Source organism: Arthrobacter sp. D5-1 (assembly GCF_017357425.1).
Classification (GTDB): domain Bacteria; phylum Actinomycetota; class Actinomycetes; order Actinomycetales; family Micrococcaceae; genus Arthrobacter.
The window spans coordinates 3664248-3687039 of the sequence record NZ_CP014571.1; the positions used below are offsets into that span (position 1 = coordinate 3664248).

Annotated in this window: 24 protein-coding genes; 13 read left to right on the plus strand and 11 right to left on the minus strand. The window is 61.0% G+C overall.

Translation table 11 applies throughout. The features are described 5' to 3' along the window. Window positions 1-109 precede the first annotated feature (109 nt). Together AYX22_RS16870 and AYX22_RS16875 are read left to right on the plus strand one after the other, a co-directional pair. The gene (locus tag AYX22_RS16870) at window positions 110-1798 is read left to right on the plus strand and encodes an FG-GAP-like repeat-containing protein (protein WP_242703371.1); all 1689 of its coding nucleotides are present in this window, start codon (window positions 110-112) and stop codon (window positions 1796-1798) included. Between the two features lie 234 nt (window positions 1799-2032). Continuing rightward, window positions 2033-3802: an FG-GAP-like repeat-containing protein gene (locus tag AYX22_RS16875; RefSeq protein WP_207594416.1), complete on the plus strand. Its 1770-nt coding sequence runs from the start codon at window positions 2033-2035 to the stop codon at window positions 3800-3802. A 45-nt stretch (window positions 3803-3847) separates the two neighbouring features. Here AYX22_RS16875 and AYX22_RS16880 read toward each other — a convergent pair whose 3' ends face one another. Together AYX22_RS16880 and AYX22_RS24335 are read right to left on the minus strand one after the other, a co-directional pair. Then, complete coding sequence (locus AYX22_RS16880; protein WP_207594417.1) at window positions 3848-4672, minus strand: alpha/beta hydrolase; 825 nt, start codon at window positions 4670-4672, stop codon at window positions 3848-3850. Window positions 4673-4872: 200 nt separating this feature from the next. Then, window positions 4873-4995, minus strand: coding sequence for a hypothetical protein (locus AYX22_RS24335; RefSeq protein WP_278251933.1), 123 nt, complete (start codon window positions 4993-4995; stop codon window positions 4873-4875). 336 nt (window positions 4996-5331) lie between these two features. Between AYX22_RS24335 and AYX22_RS16885 the strand changes: the two genes are divergently transcribed. From AYX22_RS16885 to AYX22_RS16900, 4 genes are all read left to right on the plus strand, one after another. Continuing rightward, window positions 5332-6594, plus strand: a complete 1263-nt coding sequence (locus AYX22_RS16885; protein WP_278251934.1) for a choice-of-anchor P family protein — start codon at window positions 5332-5334, stop codon at window positions 6592-6594. 618 nt (window positions 6595-7212) lie between these two features. After that, a complete protein-coding gene (locus tag AYX22_RS16890) occupies window positions 7213-7731 on the plus strand; it encodes a hypothetical protein (RefSeq protein ID WP_242703372.1) in 519 nt (172 codons plus the stop codon). A gap of 122 nt (window positions 7732-7853) precedes the next feature. After that, a complete protein-coding gene (locus tag AYX22_RS16895; RefSeq protein ID WP_242703373.1) occupies window positions 7854-8261 on the plus strand; it encodes a MarR family transcriptional regulator in 408 nt (135 codons plus the stop codon). A gap of 156 nt (window positions 8262-8417) precedes the next feature. Then, window positions 8418-8597 carry a hypothetical protein gene (locus tag AYX22_RS16900; protein ID WP_207594420.1) on the plus strand — a complete coding sequence of 60 codons (180 nt, stop codon included), beginning with the start codon at window positions 8418-8420 and terminating at the stop codon, window positions 8595-8597. 3 nt (window positions 8598-8600) lie between these two features. Here AYX22_RS16900 and AYX22_RS16905 read toward each other — a convergent pair whose 3' ends face one another. The 8 genes from AYX22_RS16905 to paaA form a co-directional block, all read right to left on the minus strand. Beyond that, complete coding sequence (locus tag AYX22_RS16905) at window positions 8601-10064, minus strand: protein adenylyltransferase SelO (RefSeq protein WP_207594421.1); 1464 nt, start codon at window positions 10062-10064, stop codon at window positions 8601-8603. 1018 nt (window positions 10065-11082) lie between these two features. Next, window positions 11083-12027 (minus strand): lipid kinase, encoded by a 945-nt coding sequence (locus tag AYX22_RS16915; protein WP_207594423.1) that lies wholly within the window; start codon window positions 12025-12027, stop codon window positions 11083-11085. 41 nt (window positions 12028-12068) lie between these two features. Continuing rightward, window positions 12069-12848, minus strand: a complete 780-nt coding sequence (locus AYX22_RS16920) for an enoyl-CoA hydratase-related protein (RefSeq protein WP_207594424.1) — start codon at window positions 12846-12848, stop codon at window positions 12069-12071. Window positions 12849-12857: 9 nt separating this feature from the next. Further along, the gene (gene paaE / locus AYX22_RS16925; protein ID WP_207594425.1) at window positions 12858-14063 is read right to left on the minus strand and encodes a 1,2-phenylacetyl-CoA epoxidase subunit PaaE; all 1206 of its coding nucleotides are present in this window, start codon (window positions 14061-14063) and stop codon (window positions 12858-12860) included. A gap of 8 nt (window positions 14064-14071) precedes the next feature. Next, window positions 14072-14632 carry a 1,2-phenylacetyl-CoA epoxidase subunit PaaD gene (paaD, locus tag AYX22_RS16930; RefSeq protein ID WP_207594426.1) on the minus strand — a complete coding sequence of 187 codons (561 nt, stop codon included), beginning with the start codon at window positions 14630-14632 and terminating at the stop codon, window positions 14072-14074. Between the two features lie 5 nt (window positions 14633-14637). Continuing rightward, window positions 14638-15555, minus strand: coding sequence for a 1,2-phenylacetyl-CoA epoxidase subunit PaaC (gene paaC, locus AYX22_RS16935; protein WP_207594427.1), 918 nt, complete (start codon window positions 15553-15555; stop codon window positions 14638-14640). Next, window positions 15552-15980, minus strand: a complete 429-nt coding sequence (gene paaB, locus AYX22_RS16940) for a 1,2-phenylacetyl-CoA epoxidase subunit PaaB (protein WP_207594428.1) — start codon at window positions 15978-15980, stop codon at window positions 15552-15554. Before paaB ends, paaC begins: the two co-directional genes overlap by 4 nt. Further along, on the minus strand, window positions 15977-16972 hold the full coding sequence (gene paaA, locus AYX22_RS16945; protein WP_011775851.1) for a 1,2-phenylacetyl-CoA epoxidase subunit PaaA: 996 nt from the start codon (window positions 16970-16972) through the stop codon (window positions 15977-15979). The genes paaB and paaA overlap by 4 nt, the downstream gene beginning before the upstream one ends. Before the next feature lie 125 nt (window positions 16973-17097). On the opposite strand from paaA, the gene AYX22_RS16950 reads away from it, so the two are divergent. The 3 genes from AYX22_RS16950 (at window position 17098) to AYX22_RS16960 (ending at window position 20593) form a co-directional block, all read left to right on the plus strand. Continuing rightward, window positions 17098-18753, plus strand: coding sequence for an alkaline phosphatase D family protein (locus AYX22_RS16950; protein WP_207594429.1), 1656 nt, complete (start codon window positions 17098-17100; stop codon window positions 18751-18753). Window positions 18754-18945: 192 nt separating this feature from the next. Continuing rightward, window positions 18946-20022, plus strand: a complete 1077-nt coding sequence (locus AYX22_RS16955; RefSeq protein ID WP_207594430.1) for an LCP family protein — start codon at window positions 18946-18948, stop codon at window positions 20020-20022. 388 nt (window positions 20023-20410) lie between these two features. Beyond that, on the plus strand, window positions 20411-20593 hold the full coding sequence (locus tag AYX22_RS16960) for a hypothetical protein (RefSeq protein WP_207594431.1): 183 nt from the start codon (window positions 20411-20413) through the stop codon (window positions 20591-20593). On the opposite strand, the gene AYX22_RS16965 is transcribed toward AYX22_RS16960, so the two are convergent. Continuing rightward, window positions 20590-21012, minus strand: coding sequence for a VanZ family protein (locus tag AYX22_RS16965; protein ID WP_242703374.1), 423 nt, complete (start codon window positions 21010-21012; stop codon window positions 20590-20592). The genes AYX22_RS16960 and AYX22_RS16965 overlap by 4 nt on opposite strands. A 435-nt stretch (window positions 21013-21447) precedes the next feature. Between AYX22_RS16965 and AYX22_RS24130 the strand changes: the two genes are divergently transcribed. From AYX22_RS24130 to AYX22_RS24145, 4 genes are read left to right on the plus strand one after another with little or no spacing between them, the layout of a single operon-like run. Then, complete coding sequence (locus tag AYX22_RS24130) at window positions 21448-21738, plus strand: hypothetical protein (protein ID WP_242703375.1); 291 nt, start codon at window positions 21448-21450, stop codon at window positions 21736-21738. Then, entirely contained in the window at window positions 21711-22151 is a 441-nt protein-coding gene (locus AYX22_RS24135; protein ID WP_242703376.1) for a hypothetical protein, read from the plus strand. Before AYX22_RS24130 ends, AYX22_RS24135 begins: the two co-directional genes overlap by 28 nt. Beyond that, on the plus strand, window positions 22148-22708 hold the full coding sequence (locus tag AYX22_RS24340; protein WP_278251935.1) for a response regulator: 561 nt from the start codon (window positions 22148-22150) through the stop codon (window positions 22706-22708). The genes AYX22_RS24135 and AYX22_RS24340 overlap by 4 nt, the downstream gene beginning before the upstream one ends. Next, window positions 22644-22787 (plus strand): diguanylate cyclase, encoded by a 144-nt coding sequence (locus tag AYX22_RS24145; RefSeq protein ID WP_278251959.1) that lies wholly within the window; start codon window positions 22644-22646, stop codon window positions 22785-22787. The genes AYX22_RS24340 and AYX22_RS24145 overlap by 65 nt, the downstream gene beginning before the upstream one ends. The last annotated feature ends 5 nt before the right edge of the window (window positions 22788-22792 follow it).

A 22792-nucleotide genomic window follows, 5' to 3' on the forward strand; every position in this document is an offset into this window, starting at 1 on the left:
TTCGGTCGGCTTGGCCTTTGCACTGTCGTTGGGAACCTCTGCTTTGCCTGCAACCGCGGACGCGGTAAATATTGTCGTCCCTGCGGGTGAGCAGCCTTCCAATATAGCCGTGAATTCGGTGACCGACACAGCCTACGTGTCGACTTTAGGCGGCATTTACAGCATCGGCGGGGGTGGCACGGCGAATGTGTATCAGCCCGATATCTTGTCGTCGCGCATCGCTGTAAACTCAGCGACGAACAAGATCTACGTCAGCGATTCCAGTTCGGTCGCAGTAGTTGACGGCGTGACCCACGCAGCCACCACCGTCTCAGTTGGCGCTAATGCAGACGTCATTGCGGTAAACGAAAAGACCAATAAGGTCTATGTCAGCACTGCAAATGGCCTCAAGATCATCGATGGCGCTACAAACGTGGCCTCTCCGGTCCTGAACTCCGCCGGTGCGCAAGACATTGCAGTCAATACCGCCACCAACAAGGTCTACGCTCTTTCCGCCGGGACTGTGAAAGTCATCGACGCCAGCGGAAAGATCACGTCAACTGTGTCCGTAGGTGCGGGCGGGATCGGTGCTATCGCGATCAATCCGTCAAAGAACAAAATCTACGTCACGACGACACCGAAGTATGGATCCAGCGTTAAGGTCATCGACGGTGCCACTGACAAGATCACGGGATCCATGTCATCCGGGGGCCCACTCGGAACTTTGGCGGTGAACCCCGCTACCGACAAGATCTACGTCGAATCCGGTACCTGGAACAGCGACGGATCCATCAAGGTGATCGACGGCGCCACCCTGACGGAAACTGCGCACATAGTCACGGCTACCCGAGTTCGCAGCATCGTGGTAAACCCGTCCAACAACAAGATCTACGCCACCATGACTGGCCGTGGAACCACCGTTATTGATGGCCGGAACAACACCAGCAGTGCGCTTTACACGGGCCAGGAACCCGACGCTGCAGTCGTGAACACGTCCAACAACAAGGTCTACGTGGTCAACTCCGAGAGTGATTCTGTGGGCGTCATTGACGGAAACGCGGAACAGCCCGTCAAGAACGACTTCAATGGAGATCTCAAGGCCGACATCTTGGCCAGAGATGCAGCAGGGGTGCTCTGGCTCTACCCCGGCGATGGCTCCGGCGGCTGGCTGCCGCGCCTCCAGGTGGGACAGGGCTGGAACGTCATGAACGCCCTCGTGGCTCCCGGCGACTTCAACGGAGACGGCAATGCAGATGTGCTGGCTCGTGACGGGGGCGGAGTGTTGTGGCTCTACCCAGGCAACGGCTCCGGCAGCTGGCTCACTCGTGTGCAGGTCGGCAGCGGCTGGGAAGGCATGAGCGCAATTGAGGCAATCGACTTTCATGGTGACGGATTCGCTGATGTCGTAGCTCGTGCCCGGGATGGCGCGCTCTGGGTATATCGCGGAGATGGCAAGGGCGGTTGGCTGCCCCGGATGTGGGCCGGTTCGGGCTGGGCCGGAATGTCCGAGATTACTGGCGTAGCTGACTTCAACGGTGATGGGGTCTCTGATCTCGTAGCCCGCGACGGCGCCGGAACTCTGTTCCTCTATCCGCCCAACGGCTATGGAAGCTGGCTCCCAAAGCAGACCATTGGACAGGGTTGGAACAGCATGAACTCACTTGTTGGTCCCGGCGACTTCAACGGCGACGGCAGGGCCGATATTCTCGCCCGCAACGCCGCAGGCGAGCTGTGGCTCTATGCGGGCAACGGCGGAGCATCGTGGCCCACCTCGAGCAAAGTGGGCTCAGGATGGAACGGCATGTCCGCCATTCTCTGATTCACACCATTTCATGACAACCAACGGCCAACCCTGATCGAATTTGGGTTGGCCGTTGGTGTATCAGCTATAGAATTCGAACACCGACGCTGTTGAGCGTCACGACTTATGGGGGGCTCTATGTCTGTTGCTATTGATGAATCGCGCGCCTTTAGAGAATCAAACCAACGACGACGCCGGGCGGCGGCTACGTTTGTCGCCACCGGCCTAGCGGTGGCTTTGTCGCTGGGAACCATGGCTGCGCCGGCCACGGCTGACATTGTTGGGGATGATTTCCACCTTGAAGGTGAGGCCGCATCCATCGCACTCAACTCCACAACAGACACAGCGTACATAAGGTCAGATGGCGCCGTGCTCAGGGTCAAAGACCGCAGCTCGAGTCAGGTTAAGTGGGTGGGTGACTCGCCGGGGGTGTTGGCCGTCAACTCGACGACGAACAGACTCTACGTCGCAAGTTCTGACGCATCGATGATGGAGAGAAATGCCCTTGTAGTGATCGATGAAGGGACTCAGGAATCCACCCTAATTCCGTTCGATTCATACGTCGGTGATATTGCTGTGAACGAGAAGGCCAATAGGGTCTACGTCAACACGGACGCAGGGATCACGGTGCTAGATGGAGACACTAATACCCCCACTCTCGTGGCGGGTTCCGCAGGCCGTGGTAGGACCATTGTCAATCCAGTCTCAAATAAGGCATACGTACTCTCAAATGCCGGCGTAAGTGTCATTGATGCATCTGGAAAAATCACCTCAGCTATGAACGTCGAGGGAATTGACGTCCTCAACTGGGCAGTGAATCCTGTGAAAAATAAGATCTACATCACAACCAAGACGATATCCGGTTCCAGCCTCAAAGTGATCGATGGCGTCAGCGACACCATCACCGCCACGCTATCTTGGGACGGCCCCCTGGAGAACTGGGCCCTGAATCCGGCGACAGACAGGCTCTACATCGGTTCGGCTGCTGCATCCAATAGTGGATCCGTCCGTATTGTCGATGGGACCACTATGAAGGAGACAGCAAAAATCCCCACGCCTACGCGGGTGAAGAAAATCGTGGTGAACCCGACGAATAACAAAATCTATGTTTCGATGGCCGACCGAGGTACCACAGTCATTGACGGTGGGAACAACGGCACAACGACGCTGAGGATTTCGCCGTGGCTCATGGCTGCCGTAAACCCGTCCAACAACAAGGTCTACACTGTGGTCGGTAACCACATATCCGTCATTGATGGGAATACAAAACCGCCCGTCAAGAACGACTACAACGGAGATCGCACGGCGGACGTCGTTGCCAGGGACTCGGCCGGATTGCTGTGGCTCTACCCCGGCGACGGTTCAGGTGGGTGGCTGCCCCGTAAACAGGTAGGACAAGGCTGGAACATCATGACAGCCATCGTCGCGCCCGGAGATTTCAATGGCGACGGTAATGCAGATGTTTTGGCCCGCGATGGAAGCGGACTGCTTTGGCTATACCCGGGTAACGGCTCGAGTGGTTGGCTTCCACGCGTCCAGGTCGGAAGTGGGTGGGAGAGCATGACGGCAATTGAGGGCATCGGACAGTTTAACGACGACGAGTTCGTCGATATCGTTGCGCGTTCCAGCGAAGGCTGGCTATTTGTCTATCGCGGCGACGGGAACGGCGGTTGGTTGCCTCGCTATTATGCAGGTTTTGGGTGGAACGGGATGTCCGAAATCACAGGCGTGGGTGACTTCAACATGGACAGCACTCCTGACCTTGTTGCTCGCGACGCAACCGGAGCACTTCAGCTTTACCGCAACGGTAATGGTTGGCTCCCGACTCAGCAGATCGGCCAGGGCTGGAACGTCATGAACTCCCTGGTTGGACCTGGTGACTTCAACGGTGACGGGAAGGCCGACATCCTGGCACGCAACGCGGCCGGCGAGCTGTGGCTCTACGCAGGTAGCGGGGGCGCAGCCTGGCCAACGGCCACAAAGGTGGGCACCGGCTGGAACGTCATGACGGCCATCCTCTAACGCACTCAGCCATCGAAGGAAAACGGCGGCTGGCCCTGTAAACGATCAGGACCAGCCGCCCCTCACACCACCCAGAAACTCCCGCACATCCCCCGCCACCCGCTCCGGGCACTCCCATAGCACCAGGTGACCGGTCTCCTCATATATCTTGAGGCGCGATCCCGGAATGCGGCTGGCAAGGGTCTCCTGATGATGCCGCGGAACCAGATGGTCGTGGGCGCCCCAGAGAATCAAGGCAGGTGCTGAAATGGTGCCTGCTTCCGTTGGCGGCACAGCTTCGTAGTAGCCGCGCAGCGACTCCTTCCAAATGGACGCCGGCATGGCCAAACCGTCCTGCACCCGGTCTTCAATGTAGGAAGCAGGCACGGTGTGCAACAGCCGGTACCAAGACAGAGACCCGCGCACCCATTCCTCTGAAATCGGATCAGTCAGCGAATCCATTTCGGCGGCGAACGCCGGCTTCCCATGGAGGCTCAACGGCGCGCCGACCAGAATCAGAGATGCCAGCAGTTCCGGATGCATCACGGCTAATTGTTGGGCAACGTATCCCCCGCTGGAAGAACCCACCACATGGGCACGGACAAGGCCCATGGCATCAAACAGAGCCACCACGTCTTCGGCCACCTCCACCAGCGAATAGCCGTCGGGAGGTTTCTCGGCAAGACCATGTCCACGAAGATCCGGGGCCACAACAACTGCATCCGGAACCGAGGCAATCAGCCGCTCGAAACTGCGCCAGGACTCGCTCCAGGCGTGTAACAAGAGTAAGGGCGTGCCGCCGTCGTCGACTGCTTGTTCGAGGCGACCTTGTACGAAACAGGGGACGCTGATACCCGTGCGCAAGGCGACAGTCCTGACCTCGGACTCCATAGGGCCAGCGTACGCTCAGAGCCCCCGCGCGACGAGGGCAAGGGCACCCGGCGAACTACCAGCTAGCGAGGTTATGGTTGCTGAGTCCCGCCTGATCCCCCATCAGGCGGGACACTTTCGTTCCAGCTTCATGACTGGCACGTCAGTCGCTAAGGGAAGCGCTCTGGGCGTCCCACGGAAGCACTCCACGCGGGCAAGGATCACAAGGCCTTCGACCTAGCCCCCTGGCCGATCACTCCGAACGTGAACACACCCACCACGATGGTGTGGACCAGCAGGACGACACCGATGGCGTTGTCACCCAGGGACGTACAGAGTTGCACGGCCCCGAGTCCAGAAAGCCTGTGTACTTGATTTGTTCGGCCGACACGTCAGGCATGGCCTTCTGCCGGCCGGTGAGCGTTCAGGCAACTTATGTGCGGACACGGATTGTTTAAGCGTGCGGGGCCGTCGACAGGTTTAATGGCCTAATTCATGGGTCAGGTCAACTTCAACCGAACCCCGCTTGCCACGCTGGAGAAGTGCGTTCTGAATGAAAATTCATTGAAGAAGTTTGATCAGAGGCGACAGAACTATTGTTTCTTTGGTTTTCCGGACTGTACCGTAATCAGCACCGTAAGCATTCTTACGGGTTCGCATCACTTTCTGGGGAGTAAGATATGAAACCTTCACGGTTTGCATTGGTTGGCGCGCTGACGCTCGCGCTTGCCGGGTCGGCTACACCGGCCCTTGCCGCCACCACACCAGCGCAGGTTACAACAGGATTCTCTGGTACTGCGTATGGTTCCTACATTTTCAACACCGATAAGTCTTTGACCTCTGGCCCTACGGCGGATTCAAGCATCGGCTGCACAGGCCTTACTGGCCGGACTAATTCGAACACTTCTGCCGCCCTAACTGTGCCCGCCGTGGGTAGCGTGGGCGCGGCAACAACGAGTGTGAAAACGTTACTAACCAATGCAGGAAAACGGCTCGAGAGTAAATCAACGATCGCGTCGACAAACCTCCTGGGCGGATTGGTCACGGCCGGCGCCATCACGTCCGAAAGCACCGCGGAAAAAAACACCGCCGGATCCTTCTCCGGAACCAACAAGGCGACGATTGCGGATTTGAAGGTCCTAGGCCTTCCGGTCGGAGTCAACCCGGGCGCCAACACGGTTTTGGATCTCAAGACGCCGTTGTTGGGTTCTATCGGCAAGATCACGCTCAATGGGCAGAAAAGAGCTCTAGTCAACGGCGTCTACAAGGTCACGACCACGGCACTTCGTGTTGAGGTTCTCAAGGCCGGCCTGCCTGGTATCAAGATAGGAACAGACATTCACTTGGGCGTCACCGTTGCCAACCTGCCACCAGCCCAAGCGGGTTACCTGTCGGGTACAGGCTTTAGCACCAAGGCGAACCTCGCCAACGGGCTGCTCAACTCTGGCCCCACCGCACTGGCTTATGCAGGGTGCGGCGGCGGGACCACGAGCGCAAACGTGGCCGGAGTCAGCCTCCCCGCCCTTGCGACCGGCGGCGCAGCCTCAACCACAACCAGCGGAGTCCTGACCCCACAACCGACGGTGACCGTCACCAACAACATTGCGGGGCTCAACGTCCTCAACGGACTAATCCAGGTGGATGCCATCAAAGCCGAGACCAGCACAACTCGGGCCGCTGGCGCCGCGACTGCGACTGTCACAGACACATCCACCTTCACCAACCTCAGGATCAAGGGGCTTCCTGCTGTAAATGCCTCAGTCGCACCGAACACTGTGGTGCAGGTGGCGGGCCTCGGACAAGTAACCCTGCACAAGGTCAGCAAGTCATCCAGTGGAATCAATGTCACCATGATTGATGTGCTGTTAAGCCAGCCCATCGGCGCACTGCCAACAGGCTCAAGGATCCAGATCGGATACTCCAGCTCAGGAGTAGGTCTCTAAGAGCTAGCCGTTTGGCCTCATTCGCTATGCGGGGGCGAACTACAAATCGAACGGTCCGTCGCCACTATCTGGGCGGCGGACCGGTCTAGGGCCGGGCCAATTCACTCAGAGCATAGGATCTTTCAACGTTCGGGAGCTAACTTCAGGCCTCCGGCTGTGCATTTTTCTGTCATTTTATACATTCGAGACCTTAGCAATTCCCATTCGTAAGTTCGAAACACAGGCCTTAGGGGGGGTGAAGCAGTGGCACAAGCGCAGCAGACGGAGTCTGGCACGGATCGGGCATAGTCTCGGGAAAGTGGTCGCTCGTCGCAGCTCGCGACCAAGTGTTAGCAGTGCAAGCAGGGCACAGCCTAATTTTGATTCGCGACGCTTTCAGGTGCCCCCATCAGCTGAACTGTGCCAGGCCTAACCCCATCGGGGCTTGGAGAGCGCCTCGCCCGCAGGCGTCATGTCGGAGCCAGCCCCGTTCCTATCTGCTGGCCGCGCTTGACTGAACCAGGCAGAGCGGAACGAGGTTGCGGGTCCCGTCGTTCATGAGATTATGGAGTTTCCTGCGGCCTGCCATTGAACAGTGCTGCAACTCAGTTGGCTCCAAAACAAGCCTGTGGGGGGCACATGACTGTGGAAGATACTGCGAGTCTCTGGCGTACTGACCCTACGACGTTCCGCGACGTGGCGATCAACCGCCAATCGGTGGAAGCTGCGTTGGCTGGCGAATGTCCACCGGTGGAGCGCGTCCGGTACTTGGCGCTGTTGGGCCGGGACAATGAAGCCCTCGACGAAGGCTTCAAGCTGCTGCCCCACACGCCTGACCGCCGCGAGCTGTTGCTCATACTTGCGCAGGTCAATCAACGCCAGTACCGCTGGCACGACGCAGCCGTTCTCCACGAAAAGGCGCTGCGAACAGTCCAGTCACCGGAAGAAGAGGCCTACGTTCGCCACCACATCGGCCGACGCCTTTTCGACGAAGCCCGTTTCCGCGCCGCTGCCGATGAGTTTCAGTGGGCAGCGGACCTCTACCGGGTCGCCGGCCAGCCTGAACTTGCCGAAGACAACCGCCAAGCCATGCGGCACGCCCTGCAGGTGCACGGCGCCGAGCGGGCCGTGGGACGTTCTGCATTCGACCTCTCCTGAACCCAACGGCGAGTCCCGCCGTCGCACGCTCACTGCAACGCAACCCCAGCTCAGCACCGTCCTGATGTAACCTAGTAAGGAAGCTGACTATTCTGGAGAGCCTGGGGGCCTGAATGCCTGACATGGACCGATGGCCAACCAGCCGGCTGCTGTCCACGGCGGCACGACTGGTGGAGCTGGCCTGGAACGATGAGTTGCGGCCTCTGGGGCTGACCTATCCGGCAGTATTGACGCTGGAAGCCGTGGCGACGGCAGGGCCTATCGCCCCCGGGAAACTTGCCCAAAGCGTCCGCGTTCAAGCACAAACCATGGGACCGCTGCTGTCCAGGCTGGAATCCCGGGGCTATATCCACCGACAGCCCAATCTCTTCGACCGCCGCAGCCAACTGGTATCGATTACCGATCTGGGGTTGGCGCTGCTGGAACAATCCCACCATTTGGAGAACGATGTTCTGTCCGCCATCATGTCGGACTCGGGGAACTTGCGCGAAGAGTTACTGGCAATCGTTCGCCACTCCAACTTCAGCTGAGAGTTAGGCAGTCCCACGTAGACGGAAGTCATCCATCAGGGCAGTATGGAGTTATCCGCTGATGAAGCCCGGCGTCCCAAGGAGAAAACTCTCTCTCCACCACCACACCGGGCCGGCCGCATTATTGGTGACACCCGGGCTAACCAAAAGGACACCATGAGTGATCTTCAAATCGGCGACACCCTTCCAATAGATCTCCTGAGCTTCAGGGCCACAGAATGCCTGGTATCAACACGTGCTCCAGAAGCAGAGGACGTCTGCATCCTTGATGCAGGGCATACCGGGCAACATCTCGCGGCAGGCGCAGACATGGTGGTTCGAGCCGCCTGGAGCTAGCCCCTAGGTGCCGCAGAAGGTTCGGTAGGGTCCGAAGCTCTCCGGCGCCGGCAGTGCGTACTCTTCCAGGCCGGGACGTTCGGTCCAAGGGTCGGAGACGGCTGTAAGCAAGTGCTCTACCGGTCCCATCTCTCCCTCAGTTGCGGCAGCGAGCGCCTCCTCCACCAAGTGGTTGCGTGGAATATAGACAGGGTTGATGCTGTCCATGGCATCGGCGTCCGGCGTGAGTGGACGCCAACGCTCCAGCCATGCGTCAAACGCTGCCAGGTCAAGAACGGTCCCGCGGGCGGGCTCAACCTGCCCTCGGGCCGCTTTGCCGAGGTTGCGGAAAAACGAGGTGTAATCCGCGCGCGCCTCCTGGACCAGCTCCAGCAGATCATCCACCAAGGGTGAGGCAACGTCGTCGTCAATGTTCTCCGGCAGCCCAAGCTTGGCTTTCATGCCGTTGAACCAGGCAGCGCTGTACTGCTGGCGGAACCCGTTAAGCGCCTCGACGGCGAGGGCCACTGCCTGCTCCTCATCCTCGTGGATGAGCGGCGCGATCGACTCGGCGAAACGGGCCAGGTTCCACTCCGCCACAACAGGCTGGCTACGGTAGGCGTAGCGTCCCATCTCGTCAATGGAGCTGTACACGGCTCCCGGATCAAAGCCTTCCAAAAAGGCGCACGGACCATAATCGATGGTTTCGCCGGACACTGTCATGTTGTCCGTGTTCATGACCCCATGCACAAACCCCACCAGCATCCACTTCGCCATCAGGGTCGCCTGGACCGAAATGACGCCCCTGAGGAGGCCAAGGTAGCGGTTGCTTTCACCGGCCGCCGACGGGTGGTGGCGCTCGATCGCATGGTCAGCAAGCCGGCGAAGCAAATCCAGGTCATCTGTGGCTCTGGCATATTGGAAACTGCCCACCCGCAAGTGGCTGTTGGCCACCCGCGTCAGAACCGCCCCAGGAAGGAGCGTCTCACGCTGAACCTGACGCCCTGTCCCGACGACGGCAAGGCTCCTGGTGGTGGGAATGCGCAAGGCATGCATCGCCTCGCTGAGGATGTATTCCCGCAGCATCGGACCAACGGCCGCCCGGCCGTCCCCATTCCGTGCGAAAGGCGTGCGCCCCGATCCCTTCAGGTGGAGATCGCGGAGTTTCCCGTCAGCTCCGGTCACCTCGCCGAGCAGCAGCGCCCGCCCATCGCCAAGCCGCGGTGAGTACCAGCCGAACTGGTGGCCCGAGTAGGCCTGTGCCACCGGAGTTGCCTCCTCCGGGACCGCATTACCAATCAACAGCCCAATACCCTCGGGGCTCCGGAGGAACGCAGGATCAAGACCCAGCTCGACGGCGAGTGGCTCGTTGAGTGCCAAAAGCTGCGGTTCGGGAGCCGCCTCCGCCCGCCAGGGAACAGCAAGCTCGGGGAAGTCCCGGGCGAAGTGCCCCTCGAAAGCGATGGTGGAACGCGCTATGTCACTCATCACTCAAGGATATAGATGCTGCTGCCGGCGCGAAATGACGGTACGGTCCGGCTAGCATGTGAACCACTGCCTGTGGCAGGAGATCCATTGGGGACTTGGGCTTTGCCTCACATCTGGTTTTGCCACGCGCGTCACGTTTTGCATTTGGATGTCACTCATAGGAGTGACGGGTACACCCCGCTTGGCTGTTTTTGCCCCCTGACCGAAGGATCAAGCATGCGAGTTCGCGACAACCTGAAAAATGTACGACGCGGCCGACGCCGACTTAGTACCTTACTGGCGGTGCTGACATTGAGCGTTGGTTCAGTGATGGGTTCTGCCCCGGCATCGGTGGCCTACGACTCAGGCGATTTTCATGTCTATACTCACGTGCAGAACGTCGGGTGGACGAGTGACAGCGGAACGGCCGGGCAAGGGCTACGGCTTGAAGCGATCCGTGTGTATCAGGTGAACACGCGTCAGTTTTGCGGTCGGGCGCACGTTGCCACACTGGGGTGGCAGTCCGTCCAGTGCACTTCAACCAGTAACAGACAGATCATACTCGGGACCCAGGGGCGGAGCCTGGCGATTGAAGCGGTGGAGCTCTGGACCCCGGGCTACAACCTCGGGGCAACGGCGCACGTCCAGAACATCGGCTGGATCCAGAAGGCAACCTCATACGCTGGACAGCACGTCACAATCGGTACAACCGGCCAGGGTCTCCGGATGGAAGCTTTCGTGTTTGCTATAAAGTGAGCCTCCCTCCGCCACGGGGCAACCGGGTGTCGGCAAAGTCAGTGCATGAAACCGCTGCCGTCCCAGTCGCGATCATATTTACCGCACCTGGTGCAGCGCCTGTAACGCCCGCTGCCATCCTCTGCTGACTCCACATGCCAGTGGTGGTGGAGGTTCAGTTTGCACATCATCTTCTGGAGCATGGCCATCTCCGTTCGAAGCACGCTCGGACTGCACTGCGCATTCAATGCGTGTCCTCAAAGTTTAAGCCGCTGATGCCTGCGGCGGCAGTACTCGTTGTGGGTCAGCCCCGCATCGGTCCATCAAACGAAGCGCTGTTGCTGCCTTGCGGCACCATGACTTGCACGGCGTTCCGCTGAACACTGAATTCGGTGGGAGTTACCGCTGCGATTTCGCCGTCGAGGTTCACGGACATGGGCGGCTCCGTGACCAAACGGACCTTTCGGGTCGCCAGGTGGTGGACCCGATCGTGATCAATAAAGCTGCCATCCTTGAGTAACCGTGCAATCTTGACGTGCTCTTTAAGCGGTGCCGCCAGGATCGCGTAGACATCCAGAGTGTGATCGTCGATCCCCGCCATCGGAGCAACCATGTTCCCGCCGCCGTAGTGCTTGCCGTTGCCCACTGCCACCTGAAGCACGTGGTCGAGGTCCATCGGCTCGTGATCGCCGTCCGGGAATTCCAGGCGAGCCCGGAAAGGTCGGTGCCGTGTGTAAGCCCGGATGGTCGCGATGCCGTAAGCCAAAGGCCCCATGTGCCGCTTCAGGCGAGGACTAAGAGCTTCCGTGACACCCACCGACAGCCCCACCGACGCGACGTTGAGGAACGGTTCGCCATTGGCCCGGCCAAGGTCAATGTCCACCACCTTTCCATCCGCGATAACGGCGCAGGCCTCAGGTACACCACTTGGAATATCCAGCGTTCTGGCCAGATCATTGGCGGTGCCCAAGGGTAGGACACCGAGTATGACGTCCGTCCCGGCAAGGAGTCCGGCAGCAGAGGTCACGGTGCCGTCACCACCACCCACAACCACCAGGTCATGTCCTTCTGAAATCACTTGGCGCAGGGCATCGAACAATCCCGCGCCCGAGGTCACAGGATGCACGGAACGGACTGGCACGCCGGACTTCTTCATTGCGTCCACGGCCAGTTGGCTCGCTGCAGCCCCGCGACGTGATGCCGCATTAATCACCACGGCCGCTGAGCGCACTTGTTGAGGAGCCATCATGTGACCAATGCTAGGCCGAACTACCTTGGAAGAACCTGCGGCTACCCCTTGAAAACCGGCGCCCGCTTCTCCTGGAACGCCCGGAAGCCCTCCGCGTAGTCGTCGGTCTTGCACAGCCGTGCCTGCTCGGCGTTTTCCTCGGTCATTGAAGCCCAGAGGCCCAGGCGCTGATCGCGGATGTGGGCCACGAGTTCCTTCGACGCATTGAAAGCTTCAGTGGCGCCGACGGCCACCCGCGCAACAATCTCCCGCGTCTCGTCCAGCAAAACATCGGCTGGCATGGCACGGCTGAACATCCCCTGCGCCACGGCTTCGGCCCCGGAGATGAGATCGGCCGTGTAAATCAGGTCCAGCGTGCGGTGCATGCCCAGGCGCTCGGTGAAGTACCAGTGCCCGCCCGAGTCCAACGTGGCCCCCAGCTTGGCAAAGGGTGAGCCGAACTTGGCATTCTCCGCCACGTACACGACGTCAGTGGCCAACAACAACCCCAGCCCAACGCCCAGGCAAGCACCATGCGCGGCTGCAAACGTGGGTGCCGGGAAGGCCGCCATCTTCTTCAACAGCGGCTCCACGAGACCGCCGAGGTAAGCCTGGGCGTCATCGGTTTCGGGAGTAACAGCAGCAATGTCACGGCCCGCACAGAAGGCACGGCCCTCGCCGCGAAGGAGCAGGGCCCGCACCTCACCACGTGAGGCGGCGGCAGCAGCGTCGTCGTACGCCTTATCCAGGCCGGCCAGCGCGTCCTCGTTAAGCGAGTTCAGCTTTTCGGGGGCATTGAGGACAATTTCGGCAATGCCGTTGGCAATGGAGAGCTCGATCATGGGGACTCCTTAGACGTCGAAGTCGACGGCAACTTCTTCGCTGGTGGGGTGGGACTGGCAGGTCAGGACGTAGCCCTTATCCAACTCGTCCTGTTCAAGGGCGTAGTTCTCATCCATGGTCACCGTACCGGTGATCAGCTTGGCGCGGCAGGTGCCGCAGACGCCACCGGCACATGCGAACGGAACGTCCGGGCGGACACGCAAAGCGGCGTTGAGGATGGATTCGCGGGCATGGGTGGGACTTGCGACGTCGCCGGTCAGGCCATCCAGCGTGAAGGTGATCTTGTACGTATCCTGCGACTCGTCCTCCACAACCGGGCGGCCGGCGTTGCCCTCGGGGCGGTCCGGACGGCCAGTGGTGAACAGCTCGAAGCGAACGTGCTCGGGCTCAACTCCGCGGGCAGCCAAGGTGTCGCGGCACAGCTGAACGAGCTCGAACGGCCCGCACAGGAACCACTCGTCCACATCCTCGGCGCGGATGGCACTGCTAAGCAGCGCCTGCAGCTTCTCGGAATCAATGCGTCCAGTCATCAGCGGCGCGATCCGCTGCTCGCGGGACAACACGTGGTGCAGCGCCAGGCGCGACGGGTACTTGTCCTTCAGGTCAGCCAGCTCTTCAAGGAACATGACGTCCATGGCAGCTTTGTTGGCGTAGACCAGGTCAAACGTGGTTTCCGGATTGGCCGCCAGCAACGTGCTCGCAATAGCGATAACCGGGGTAATCCCGGAACCAGCGGCGATCGCCACGAAGTTGCCCGGCTCCCCTGCCAGCTCCTCCGGGTGGTTCATGGAGTTCATGACGTTGTGCTGAACGGCCGAGCCGTCCTTGCCGTGCCGCGAAATGAACGCACCCTGCGGGCTCATCACGTCCAGAACGTCACCGGCCTTCAGCTCGGCATTGGCCCACGTGGAGAAGACGCCGCCGAGGTCCTTCTTGATGGCTACGCGGATCTCACTGCTGCCGTCCTCGAAGCTGCGCGGCTCTGCGCAAATCGAGTAGCTGCGGCGGACCTCGTGCGGCTCACCGTTCTCATCCGGCAGTGAGGTGCGCAAGGCCACGTACTGACCGGGAAGGTAGTCGTATTGCCCGGCCAGCTCGGCGGGCACACCGAACGAGACTTCAATGGCATCGTCCGTGAGGCGCCGGACTTCCGAGACGGTCAGGTTATGGAAAGACGCACGACGGCGGCTGGCTGTCTGGGTTTCGGTGGTCATGGAGTTCCTTAGAGGACTTTGAAGTAGTCGAACGGTTCCTTGCAGTCCTGGCAGACAAACAGCGCCTTACAGGATGTGGAACCAAAGCGGGTGAGTTCCTTGGTGTTCAACGACGAACACTGCGGGCATTTCACGGCCAGGCTCAGGCGGACAGGACCGGAATGGCCACCCGCGGCAGCCATACCGCTGGGCGGGGCAATCCCGTATTCCTCCAGCTTGGCCTTGCCGGAATCCGTCATCCAGTCAGTGGTCCACGCCGGGGACAACACCAGGTTGATGCGCACGCTCGCGTAGCCCTCCTTCTCGAAGGCTGTCCGCAGATCGTCGCCAATGGCGTCCATCGCCGGGCAGCCCGAGTACGTGGGCGTGATGGTGACCTCGACGGCGCTACCCGACGTGCCGCCGTCGTGCTGGTCTGTTGTTTCGGCCGCCGGGACAACCCGTACGCCGCGCAGGATCCCCAAGTCCTCAATGGTGAGGACAGGGATCTCCGGATCGCAGACCGTGGATGCTATGTCCCAGGCCCGCTGTTCAGCGGTTTTTGACTGCGTCCCTGACAGGGCGGTCATGCCGGTCACCAACTCGCGCCCGGGTGTTCGCGGGCCAGGACCTGCATTTCAGCGAGGATGTAGCCCAGGAACTCGGAGTGCTTGCCACGGCGACCGCCGCCCAGAGCCTGCGGGACGCCGGGAATGTCCAGCTCCGCTTCGGCCATGATCCCGCCAGTGAGGCGATCGAACCCAGCACGTAGGGTGGAGGGCTGAACGGTCACGCCGGCCTCGGCCAGTCGGGTGGTCAGCTCGTCGTCTTCGAAGAGTTCGTCCACGTAAGGCCACACAAGCTTGAAGCCCTGGATGATGCGTGCGCGGGACTCATCTGTGCCGCCGGCAAGGCGAAGCACCCACTGCGCGCTGTGATCGCGGTGGTAATCCACTTCCTTCACGGCCTTCGCGGAGATGGCTGCGAGGGTGGGATCGCTAGATGCCGCAAGCGCCGTGTAGAGCTCGTACTGGTAGTAGCTCACAATGAACTGCCGGGCGATGGTGACTGCGAAGTCGCCGTTGGGCTGCTCAAAGAGGTGCGCGGAACGGAACTCGTGCTCGCGGCGGAAGTACGCCAGATCGTCCTCGGACTTGCCCCACGCGGCGCCGGCATAGGTCAGGAAAGAGCGTGCGTGGCCCAACTGGTCAAGCGCAATATTGCCCAGCGCAATGTCTTCCTCGAGCTCAGGGGCACGGGAAATCCAGTGGCCCAGACGCTGGGCGAGGATCAGGCCGTCGTCGCCGATGCGCAGGGCGAACTCTGCAACATCCTCGGTGGGCTTGACCTGTCCCCGGCTGATCTCGAGCGCGATGTCCTCCGGGCGCAGTGCGTTGCCCGGCGTGATGCGGGTGGCGCTGGCCGAACCGTCGCCGGAGGCACCGGCACCGTGGACGCCGACGGAAATGTCGCCGTGGCCGTCGATGGCGAAGTCAGTGTCTTTTGTATTCACAGGTGCTTCACGCCTTCGCTCTTGGTGTAATACGTTGCGTGGCGGTAATCCTTGCCCTGCGGGGACTCGAAGAACGAGCCCTTGGAGTCAGGGTCGCTGGAGGAAATCGCCTCGGCCGGAACAACCCAGATGGAGACGCCTTCGTTGCGGCGGGTATAGAGATCGCGGGCGTTCCGGAGCGCCATGGCCGCATCCGGTGCGTGCAGGGAACCGGCATGCACGTGGGACAGGCCGCGGCTGGACCGCACGAAAACCTCCCACAGTGACCACGGCGTTTCTTCTGCGGCGCCACGCGGGGTGACGGCCGGGCCTGAGGCGGGTGCCGGCGTCGTGCTTTCAGCGTTGGTGGCCGCAACCTTGGGGGCCTCGCGGGCGATTTCGCTGGCGGCGCTGGCCGGTGCTTCCGGGTTACCGTGGGGGCTCATGCTGCATGTTCCTTCTGTGCTTGCTTACGGGCGTAGGCCACCGCGGCTTCGCGAACCCAGGCACCATTTTCGTGGGCCTCTCGGCGGCGCTCGACGCGCTGCGAGTTGCAGGGACCGCGGCCGGCCAGGACTTCCTTGAACTCGTTCCAGTCCAAAGGTCCGTGCTCCCACTTCTTGGTTTCTTCGTTGAAACGGATGTCCTTGTCGGGCAAGGTCAGGCCCAGGACCCGGACCTGCTCCACCATCATGCCGACAAACCGGCTGCGCAACTCGTCATTGCTGAAGCGCTTGATGTTCCACGCCATGGACTGCTTCGAGTTGGGTGAATCGTCATCCGGTGGGCCGAACATCATCAGCGACGGCGCGTACCAGCGGTTCACTGCGTCCTGGGCCATCTGCTTCTGCGCAGGCGTACCGTTGGCGAGCTCCAGCAGGATCTCGAAACCCTGGCGCTGGTGGAACGATTCTTCCTTGCAGATGCGCACCATTGCGCGACCGTAAGGACCGTAGGAGGCGCGGCACAGGGGAACCTGGTTGCAGATGGCAGCACCATCAACAAGCCAACCGATGGCTCCCATGTCCGCCCAGGAAATCGTGGGGTAGTTAAAGATGGACGAATACCGGGCCTTGCCGGCAATCAGGTCTTCCATCATCTGGTCCCGGGACTGGCCCAGGGTCTCGGCGGCCGAGTACAGGTACAGGCCGTGGCCGGCCTCGTCCTGGACCTTGGCCATGAGGATGGACTTGCGCTTCAGGCTTGGTGCCCTGGTGATCCAGTTGGCTTCCGGCTGCATGCCGATGATTTCCGAGTGTGCGTGCTGCGAGATCTGGCGCAGCAAAGTCTTGCGGTAAGCCGCCGGCATCCAGTCGCGAGGTTCAATGCGCGAGTCCTCCGAAATGATGCGATCAAAATACGCCTGTCCGGCTGCCTCCCGCTCCTGCTCTTCCGGGGACAGCTCAGCGGGCACTGACTGCAGATTCTGCGATGCCATGGTTGCTCCTAATAAATTACCGACCGTTCGTTCAGAATATGCGGAGCGGGTGTTTTCAGTCAAGGTCCGGGTTCCTTTACCTCCACCTCACTTTCCGTTCACGGGTGCTGACAAGAGTGGACTGCATGACTGACCTCACACGCCGCACCCTCGTCAAGACATCCCTCACCGGCATCGCCCTGGCCGGCCTTGCCACCAACGCAGCTCCCGCCACCGCCGCACCATCCGCTGTACCGCTGGTCCGCAAGCGGCTGACGCTCCCTACCGGCATTGCAACGGGCGACGTCACCACCGATTCCGCCGTCCTCTGGTCCCGCGCATCAGGCCCGGGCCGGCTGACGGCCCTGCTGCAGGCAGTGGACAAGTCCGGCGAAATCCTGCGCGGCCGCTACGGTTTCAGCCGCACCATCCGCGGCCCCCTCGCCACCGAAGCCAGCGACTTCACGGCCAAAATCCACGCCACAGGGCTCCCCGCCGGCACCCGATTCGCGCTGGAGCTGAACTTCGAGGACGAGAACGGAGCCGGCGAAGCAGTGCGCGGCACGTTCAGCACAGCGCCCGGAAAGCACGACGACGGCGCGAAAGACGAGCGCGGAGGCGGCAGGCCGTCGTCTTCCTCGCAGTCCTTCGTCTGGACAGGCGATACCGCCGGCCAAGGCTGGGGCATCAACGAGGACCTCGGCGGGATGCGCGGCTACAAGGCCATGCATGCCACCGGCCCGGACTTTTTCATCCACTCGGGGGACACCATCTACGCCGACGGCCCCATCGCGGCCACGGTCACGGAAAAGGACGGCCAAGTGTGGCGGAACATCGTCACCGAGGAAGTCGCCAAGGTAGCCGAGACCCTCAAGGAGTACCGCGGCCGCCACCGGTACAACTCCCTTGATGCCAACATGCGCGCCATGTTCGCCGACGTCCCCGTGATTGCACAGTGGGACGACCACGAAACCACCAACAACTGGTACCCCGGTGAAATCCTGGACGACCCCCGCTACACCGAACGGAACGTCAACGTCCTCGCCGCCAGGGGCCGCCAGGCGTGGCAGGAGAACATGCCGATCGCCGATGCAGCGGCGCTTTGGCGCCCAGGAAAGGTCGACGACGCCGGGCAGTACCAGCCGGCGCGCATCTACCGGAAGATTTCGCGCGGACCGCAACTGGACATCTTCTGTCTGGACATGCGGACCTTCAAATCGCCCAACACCGACGGCAAGGAACCCTACGCCACCAACATCCTGGGCCAGGAGCAAGTGGACTGGCTGATCAAAGAAGTCCGGAAATCCAAGGCGACCTGGAAAGTGATCGCCGCAGACCTGCCACTGGGCATCATCGTGCCCGACGGCGCCGTGAACCAGGAAAGCCTGGCCAACCGGGATCACGGCGCTCCCCTGGGCCGCGAACTGGAGATCGCCGGCGTGCTTTCAGCGTTCAAGAAGTACGGGGTCAAGAACACGGTATGGCTGACCGCTGACGTGCACTACTGCGCGGCGCACCACTACTCCCCGGAGCGGGCCTCCTTCACGGACTTCGACCCGTTCTGGGAGTTCGTGGCCGGGCCGATCAACGCAGGCTCATTCGGCCCGAGCGAAATGGACGGGACCTTCGGGCCCGAGGTGTTGTTCGCCAAGGCAGGGCGCTTCCCGGGCGAGTCACCGCGCAATGGCGAGAACCAGTACTTCGGCCATGTGGACCTGGCGGCCGACGGCTTGTTTATTGTGAGCCTCCGTAACGCCAACGGTGCGGTTCTGTATTCAAAGGCGCTTACTCCGGAGCGCTGAGCAGGGAATCTTCCTTGGCGGAGCCCCGGTCGAATTTCCCGTGACCGGGGCTCACCTCGCATTATGCTCATCCAATACCGCAATTGGATGAGAGCCAGCAGCGGGCTTAACTGTGCCAAAACTTTTTGAGCTCAAGCCGCTTGTTTTCCGGTTGATAGAATCAACGTTGCTGATGCCGACACCGAGGAACACATGACACTCCCAACAGATACCGACAATTCACCTGAAGCCTCCCCTTCCGGACGTCGAAAGAGTGGCAAGAAAACCGGACGAAACGTACTCCTCGGCTTCGCCGCCGCGGTACTGGTGGTCGGCCTGGTGGCCGGAGCTTACATATTCAATCTGGCCCAGACCTTCAATTCCGGGACCACCAAGATCGATGTCGCATTTCCGGACGAGTCCACCCGACCCCAAAAATCCGAACCCATTAACGGTACAGCTGCGATGAATATCCTCGTCATGGGCAGCGACACCCGGGGCTCCTCCGAGGTAGACGTGGAAACCGACGCTTCCACCGATCAACGCGCTGACACCTTGATGTTGGTGCACATCCCTGCTGATCGAAAGAACGTCTACGCCGTGTCCCTGATGCGGGATCTTTGGGTTGATATTCCGGGGAAGGGCGAATCCAAAATCAACGCAGCCCTTGCCTACGGCGGCGTCCCACTGATGGTTCAGACAGTGGAATCCCTCTTTCAGCAACGCATCGACCACGTGGCAATGGTGGACTTCGAAGGCTTCAAGGGCCTCACAGACGCCCTCGGCGGAGTGGAAATCGACGTCAAGATTCCTTTCTCACCCAACTCCGGCCCCATGAAGGGCCATGTCTATGAAGCCGGCCCACAGACGTTCAATGGCGATGAAGCACTCGCCTTTGTCCGCGAACGGAAGTCCTTCAGCGACGGGGACTACCAGCGGGTGCGGAACCAGCAGGCCTACCTCAAAGCGATCATCAGCAAGACCATAGCCAGGGAGACCCTGACCAACCCGATCACGATCAACAACATGGTCTCCTCAGTGTCACCCTTCATCAGCGTGGACAAGAGCCTGGATGCGGCCGCAATCGGAAGCCTTGCCCTGGGAATGAAAGACATCCGGGCCTCCGACACCGTGATGTTCACCCTCCCGACGCTGGGAACGGGCACCTCTGCCGATGGTCAATCCATTGTTGTAGCGGACACCACCGCAATCTCTGACATCGCATCAGCGCTGGCCAAGGACCAGTTGGGCCAGTACGTGACGGCGCACGGCCTCGAAAAGGGCAACTGACCAGTCGGGATTCACCGCCATCGACGCAAAAAGTACCATTGATTGCGCAATATAGACTTTATCAGCAGCCTTTGAATGCGCGATTATTATTATTTTCTGCGCGCAATAGACCTTCCCAGCAACCTTGCAACTCATGGCTTGAGGTAAATCACGCTGTGGGCATCTGCCGCAATTTGAGATGCATCTAAAGTCCCTTTACGATTACTTTGAAACGTCAAGTCACACCGTCTGGTGTTACGACGCATTCAACTTTGTTCGCTCCGCAGGGGGCGTTGGGGGCATGGCTATGGGGGCTGGTTCGTGAATAAACTGTTGTGTTGTGGTGCGGGGTATCACGGATCACCACAAGGAAACTCCGCGCTGCCACTCTGTTCTTGAGCTGACCGCAATGACTGCCTTTGTTTCTGCCTCCCGCGACGTCGCTTTCGCTGCGGGCTCTACATGGTTGCGAACCCAAAGCATCAAGATGAGATTCCTTGATCTTGCCTGCGAGGCCGTGCACCGCGACGTTGCCCAGCGCATTGCCGGGCATTGCAAAGACGTTGCCGACATCCTCCGGAAGCACCTCTAAGCAATAGCCGTCGCAAGCCTCTTCATCACCGCGAGGCCAAGCAAGGCGCCCAGGGTGTTCGCCACAACATCCGACAACGCTGTGACGCGCCCCGGAACCACCAGCTGCACCGTTTCGATCAATGCCGACGATCCGACGGCGAGCAGCCCCGCCGCCCACCAATTCCACAGCGCGGGCCGGAGGAGGCGGAGAAACGCCCCGAACGGGATGAACAGGACAATGTTGGCAGCGAACTCCACGCCCACTGCGGCGGCGCCGACCGGCAGGCCAAGCATCGAAAGCCACCCGGCAATGACCCCCACAAACCCAGTGACGGCGCTGGCTTCACGCGCCGGCAGGAAGACCACCAAGGCCAACGCCACCAGATACGCGCCGAACATGACCTGGATCCAACGACGGGCGACCTTAGGGTAAACCACCAGCAACCTCCTCCAGCGTGTGTGTGCCTGCAGCCATCAACTATAGGGGCGAGCCGCGTCTGCCCTTGATTTGTCAGGATTCCTTGCTGCCTGCCCTGCTATTGGGCGTGTTTTCGGCGAATGCTCTCCTCAGCGCAGGCAAGGCGCGTTGTTCGCTTTTGGTGGGGCCACTTTCGAAGGCAGGGGTTCAGTGGCAGGAGTGAAGCACGGGGTTCTTCCGATGCGCTCGTCAGCACGGCACGGTTGGCCGCTTTTTCTGGTGCCCGTGGCGTTGTGTTTGGTGCTCCTGGCCGTCGGACTGGCAAGCGGGACAGGAACGCCCACAGCGCAACTTGCCGGCGACTTGGCTATCCTCCTCGCCGTACTCACGGCCTTGACCACCCCACACTCGCGGCCCGGCGAGGACAAGACAAGTCCGCGGGCCGCTGCTTCATCGTGGCAGGCCTGGCCGTCTGGAGCGCCGGGCAAATTGTGTGGACCTTCAACGGCATCACGCTGAACCACCAGTACCCCTTCCCGTCCTTGGCGGACATTGGCTTTGTTTGGTACGCACTGCCCACCTCCATTGGCCTGATCCTGCTGCTGAGGGGCCAGGGACTGCGTCTTCCTCTTCGCCGCACCATACTGGACGCCGGAGTAGTGGCGAGCTCCACGTTCTTCATTGCGTGGAGCTCGGTACTGGGTCCCTTGGCGGGGACGTGGAACAGGAGACCGTTGCCCACATAACCCAGATGGCCTATCCCATTGCCGACGTCTTCATGGTTTCGGTGGTCATTGTCCTGACCATGCGCGCAGCCCGCGGCCGCAGGCTGCCGTGGCTGAGCATGGGCCTTGGCTTCTGGACCCTTGCCATCACGGACCTCACGTACATGCGCTTCACCTTGGAAGGCATCACCGGCGTCACCGGGTCACCCTTGGCGTTGGGATGGGTGTTCGCCTTCCTGCTGGTGGGGCTGAGTCCCTTGCTCCCCGAAACTGACAGCACCCACAAAGACGGACGTGCCTACGCCGCCGCCCTTGTGCTGCTTCCCTACCTGCCCGTTTTCAGCGCAGTATTCTTCTCGCGTAGCCGTCCCATTGGCGAGGATCCCATCCTGGTGGACGTTGCCCTCGAACGCACTCTCCAAGGAGCTTCATGAAAGTCCTGATCGCCGACGACGACCAGATCTCCCGGATGATCACCAAGGCCGCCGTCGAGCAGTCCGGCCATGAGTGCATCGTGGCGGAGGACGGCGACTCGGCCTGGCAGCTTTACCAGGAGCACAGCCCCGAAGCCGTAGTCACGGACCTCATGATGCCCGGCCTCAACGGGCTGGACCTCTGCCGCGCCATCCGTGCGTCCGAGGAGGACAGCTACACGTACATCATCCTGGTGACTTCGCACGGTTCCCGAAAGGATGTGCTGGCAGGCATGGAGGCCGGTGCGGACGACTACGTCACCAAGCCCTTGGACCCCTTCAGCCTTCACATCAGGCTCCTGGCTGCCCAGCGGATCACTTCCTTGCACGCAGACCTTGCCCGCTACCGATCGGCACTGACCGAGCAGGCGCGCACTGACCCTCTCACCAAGTTGCACAACCGCCTGAAACTCACCGATCGAGCACTCCGGAGATCCGGACGGTGTCCTGACCATCAGCGCCGGAGTCTCGGCCTTCACGGACGGGCACCGGGCAGGCAGCGAGCAACTCCTGCGTGAAGCCGATCTTGCCCTCTACGCGGCGAAGGCCTCCGGCCGGAACCGGGTGACTCTGGCCAGCGCGCTCCGCACGGAATGATCGAA

Coding starts and splice junctions, on each gene's coding strand:
- AYX22_RS16955 (WP_207594430.1), top strand. CDS start 18,946: ATGACACTCCCAACAGATACCGACAATTCACCTGAAGCCTCCCCTTCC.
- AYX22_RS16875 (WP_207594416.1), top strand. CDS start 2,033: ATGGCTGCGCCGGCCACGGCTGACATTGTTGGGGATGATTTCCACCTT.
- AYX22_RS16915 (WP_207594423.1), bottom strand. CDS start 12,027: ATGATGGCTCCTCAACAAGTGCGCTCAGCGGCCGTGGTGATTAATGCG.
- AYX22_RS16920 (WP_207594424.1), bottom strand. CDS start 12,848: ATGATCGAGCTCTCCATTGCCAACGGCATTGCCGAAATTGTCCTCAAT.
- AYX22_RS16885 (WP_278251934.1), top strand. CDS start 5,332: ATGAAACCTTCACGGTTTGCATTGGTTGGCGCGCTGACGCTCGCGCTT.
- paaB (WP_207594428.1), bottom strand. CDS start 15,980: ATGAGCCCCCACGGTAACCCGGAAGCACCGGCCAGCGCCGCCAGCGAA.
- AYX22_RS16890 (WP_242703372.1), top strand. CDS start 7,213: ATGACTGTGGAAGATACTGCGAGTCTCTGGCGTACTGACCCTACGACG.
- AYX22_RS16880 (WP_207594417.1), bottom strand. CDS start 4,672: ATGGAGTCCGAGGTCAGGACTGTCGCCTTGCGCACGGGTATCAGCGTC.
- paaA (WP_011775851.1), bottom strand. CDS start 16,972: ATGGCATCGCAGAATCTGCAGTCAGTGCCCGCTGAGCTGTCCCCGGAA.
- AYX22_RS16905 (WP_207594421.1), bottom strand. CDS start 10,064: ATGAGTGACATAGCGCGTTCCACCATCGCTTTCGAGGGGCACTTCGCC.
- AYX22_RS16960 (WP_207594431.1), top strand. CDS start 20,411: ATGACTGCCTTTGTTTCTGCCTCCCGCGACGTCGCTTTCGCTGCGGGC.
- AYX22_RS16900 (WP_207594420.1), top strand. CDS start 8,418: ATGAGTGATCTTCAAATCGGCGACACCCTTCCAATAGATCTCCTGAGC.
- AYX22_RS16895 (WP_242703373.1), top strand. CDS start 7,854: ATGGACCGATGGCCAACCAGCCGGCTGCTGTCCACGGCGGCACGACTG.
- AYX22_RS24340 (WP_278251935.1), top strand. CDS start 22,148: ATGAAAGTCCTGATCGCCGACGACGACCAGATCTCCCGGATGATCACC.
- AYX22_RS16950 (WP_207594429.1), top strand. CDS start 17,098: ATGACTGACCTCACACGCCGCACCCTCGTCAAGACATCCCTCACCGGC.
- paaD (WP_207594426.1), bottom strand. CDS start 14,632: ATGACCGCCCTGTCAGGGACGCAGTCAAAAACCGCTGAACAGCGGGCC.
- paaE (WP_207594425.1), bottom strand. CDS start 14,063: ATGACCACCGAAACCCAGACAGCCAGCCGCCGTCGTGCGTCTTTCCAT.